The organism is Romboutsia sp. (genome assembly GCF_051659545.1).
GTDB lineage: Bacteria > Bacillota > Clostridia > Peptostreptococcales > Peptostreptococcaceae > JBOFOR01.
The window spans coordinates 1-3,247 of record NZ_JBOFOR010000285.1; the positions used below are offsets into that span (position 1 = coordinate 1).

Genomic DNA, 3,247 nt, shown 5'->3' on the forward strand with positions numbered 1-3,247 from the left:
TTGTACAGTTATTACTTGTTCCATAATTTTCACCCCACTTTCATCATATATTATTTTTATTATACAACATTTGAGACTTAATATAACTAGAAGTTGTTCCACCTCTCTTTATTAAGATAGTTTGAGACCTTGCCTTTCATCCCCACATCCAAAGAAGGGGGCTTTTCGGCAATTTATTGTAAAAAAGCTGTAGCTATATTCATTTCTTTAACTTTTAAGTTAAATCTTTTTTCTCTATTTAAGAATTTAAACTTTAATATATCTACATAAAATAATCCCATTATTACTATTATTATCCCACCTACAAAACTTATTATATCTTTGTTCTCTGTAAATAAGCTACTAAGTAGGTTTACTGAGTTTCCTAATATAAAGAAGGTTACAGATATTCCTAGAGTAAAGAATATTGTGTTTCTAAATAGTGAGCTTTTCACAAAAGTAGATTTTTCTTCTTTTAAACTTTCTACACTACTATTTGATAACATACTCAGGTATATAGGAAGTATTGGTAATATACATGGTGATAAGAAGGATAGTAGCCCTTCTATAAATACTACAATTAAATTTATGTTTTCCATATTCATCTCCTTTGTTTTTTTCATTATACCCTAATATATGGTAGTTTTAACAGTGACTTTGTCACATAAGATTTATAACATAAATATATACTCTACTTTTTTTGTAACTTTTTATATTTTTTTATCATATTATAAGATAGGACAAGTTGAAAGGGGGACTATTTTTGAATACAACTAGAAAACACTGTCAAGAAATAGTTTTTAATAATAAATGTAATAATGCTCCTGTTAATAGACCATGTGTTTGTGAACCAGTTGCTTGTAGACCACCTGTTGCAGCTAATAAAACAGTTTGTTGTAATAAAATAAATAATAATAAAAATATTTGCTGCAATAATATAAATACTTGTAATAACAATTGTAGGAGACGAGGATTTGGTTGGGCTAGCTTATTATTGTTAGCATTCTTCATCTAGCTAAATATATATTTGTGCAACTAATTTTATTAACTATATTATATTAAGCAAATATCCCCTACCTAAATTTTAATTAGGTAGGGGATATTTGTTACTCTTTGGCTATATCAATTTTAAGTTTTTCTTTATCTATAAATCTTTTCACATACATTAATATTACACCTGTTATTGGAACTGATAATAATATACCCATAAATCCTGTGTACTTACCTGCTAAGGTAACCACAAGTATTGTAAATATTGGTGGTACACCTACTTGCTTTCCTACAAAGTATGGTTCAAGTACAGCACTTTCTAACTGTTGCACTACAATCATAACAATTAGCACTAAAATAGCCTTGTCGAATGAGAAGAATAAATTTATGACCACAACCACTATGGTACCTATTATAGGCCCAAAGAATGGAATCATATTAGTTATACCTGCTACTATACCTAGAAGTAGAGCATACTTAGATCCAATTATAGAAAGAATTACTATACATAAAACTCCATATATAGTGGAGTCAATAGCCTTAGCTACTATATAAACTCCTATATTTTTATCTAATACATTTACAATTTCCTTTATGTGTTTATAATATTTTCCTAATAATTTTCTAGATATTATATTTATACTTTCTAAAGCTTGTTCTTTTGATAGCAATAAGTATATTGATATAACTATACCTAGGAATATATTCACTGTATATGACACGATTGTACCCATTAAGTTTATTATAACGTCTCCTATAACACTTACCGTTGTAGTTGAAAGCGGAACTAAAACTTTTGTAATAAATTCATTTATCTGTAACTTAGCATTTGGGTTATCTATATTTATGTTAAATTGTGAAGATAACGAATTTACTAAGCCTTCGATTTGTTCTATACTTTTTGGAATATATGACGTTAATTCATATATACTCGATTTTATATTTGGCACTAAAAATAACCATATCGATATTAAAATAATTACTAATACAATATATATTATAGCTACACTAATACCTCTCTTTACTTTAAACTTTTTTTCTAAAAAATTCATAGGTTGATTAAGTATATACGCAATTATGAATCCTATGAAAAATGGTGTTAATATACCTGTTATTGTTTCTATATTAGTAGTTACAAAGTTTGTTATGTGTGAATAATTTTTTAATACTAATATACCCACAAATACTACAATTATTGGTATTATATACCTTATTGATTTCAAGGCTTCTTTTTTTATGTTTTCTTTGTTATTCATTTGAATCTCCTTTCGTGTACTAAGTACATAAAAAAGACCTTCAGAAATACTAAATTATTTCTGAAGGTCTTGCTAACAAGTCATTACTTGCTAATCAACCGGGATATTCTCCGAAGTGACGATTGATTATCACAAAGTGAAAGCTACTCCCCTTCAAGAGGTTTTATCTTTTTATTATAATCCGTTTTAAATCTTTTTTCAATATGTTTGTCAAAGAACCTACTATATTGCAAGTTAAAAGAAAAGTTAATTCTATTCAGCTCTATATTCATGAACCTCAAAATTACTTTTATCTACTAAAAATAATTTATCTTTATTTACTTCCCCTCTTACATTTTCACCAAATATATAATATTCACTATTTAGTTCATGGTTTTTTTCATATCCTATACAAATTACATTTTTATATTTACTTCCATATTTATCTTCTATTACCTTTCTAGCCTTCATTATTTGGGAAACTTCATCTATTTTAATTGTATAATTATTTTCATCTTTAATTTGATGATAAGCTGCTTCAATTTTTTCTTTTTCTTGTTTTTTTAATTCTTCTTCTCTATTTTTAACTTCTTCTTCTTTTTTTATTTTATCCTGCTCTTTGTCAATATTTTCTTCAAGGTTATTATCACCTTTTAAATTATCTTTTTCTGTTATTTTTTCATTATTATTATCCTTCTTGATTTCTTGTGAAGAAACACCTAGCATCTTATTAAGTACCTTATTAATACTTAAACCAATTGCTACACTCATGCATAAACCTATTATGCATATTAATATTTTTTTCATTTGTCAAACTCCTCCATATTATAGCACTGATATTTTACTATTTTTTTACATTGTAATTTTTATATGTCCATAAGATATTATAACTATGTCAATTTTACTTGACATTCTCGCCCATAGCTAAAGCTAGGGGATTCATTGAGATTAGCAAGTGATTAAATCGAAGTCTATTTCTAGTATCGAAGTATGACCTCACCATAGGGGCTATGTCATTAGCCCTTCCTAAATCAGACCATCTA

4 protein-coding genes are annotated in these 3,247 nt (G+C 26.9%); 1 reads left to right on the forward strand and 3 read right to left on the reverse strand.

Annotated features, from left to right (window positions below; genetic code table 11):
- Positions 1–173: 173 nt before the first annotated feature.
- Complete coding sequence (locus tag ACRC03_RS16980; RefSeq protein ID WP_438653788.1) at positions 174–578, reverse strand: cytochrome c biogenesis CcdA family protein; 405 nt, start codon at positions 576–578, stop codon at positions 174–176.
- 164 nt (positions 579–742) lie between these two features.
- On the opposite strand from ACRC03_RS16980, the gene ACRC03_RS16985 reads away from it, so the two are divergent.
- Entirely contained in the window at positions 743–994 is a 252-nt protein-coding gene (locus ACRC03_RS16985) for a hypothetical protein (RefSeq protein WP_438653789.1), read from the forward strand.
- A 91-nt stretch (positions 995–1,085) separates the two neighbouring features.
- On the opposite strand, the gene ACRC03_RS16990 is transcribed toward ACRC03_RS16985, so the two are convergent.
- Both ACRC03_RS16990 and ACRC03_RS16995 read right to left on the reverse strand, forming a co-directional pair.
- Positions 1,086–2,225: an AI-2E family transporter gene (locus ACRC03_RS16990; RefSeq protein WP_438653790.1), complete on the reverse strand. Its 1,140-nt coding sequence runs from the start codon at positions 2,223–2,225 to the stop codon at positions 1,086–1,088.
- A gap of 252 nt (positions 2,226–2,477) precedes the next feature.
- Positions 2,478–3,011, reverse strand: a complete 534-nt coding sequence (locus tag ACRC03_RS16995; protein WP_438653791.1) for a hypothetical protein — start codon at positions 3,009–3,011, stop codon at positions 2,478–2,480.
- Between the last annotated feature and the right edge of the window lie 236 nt (positions 3,012–3,247).

Coding starts and splice junctions, on each gene's coding strand:
- ACRC03_RS16980 (WP_438653788.1), bottom strand. CDS start 578: ATGGAAAACATAAATTTAATTGTAGTATTTATAGAAGGGCTACTATCC.
- ACRC03_RS16990 (WP_438653790.1), bottom strand. CDS start 2,225: ATGAATAACAAAGAAAACATAAAAAAAGAAGCCTTGAAATCAATAAGG.
- ACRC03_RS16995 (WP_438653791.1), bottom strand. CDS start 3,011: ATGAAAAAAATATTAATATGCATAATAGGTTTATGCATGAGTGTAGCA.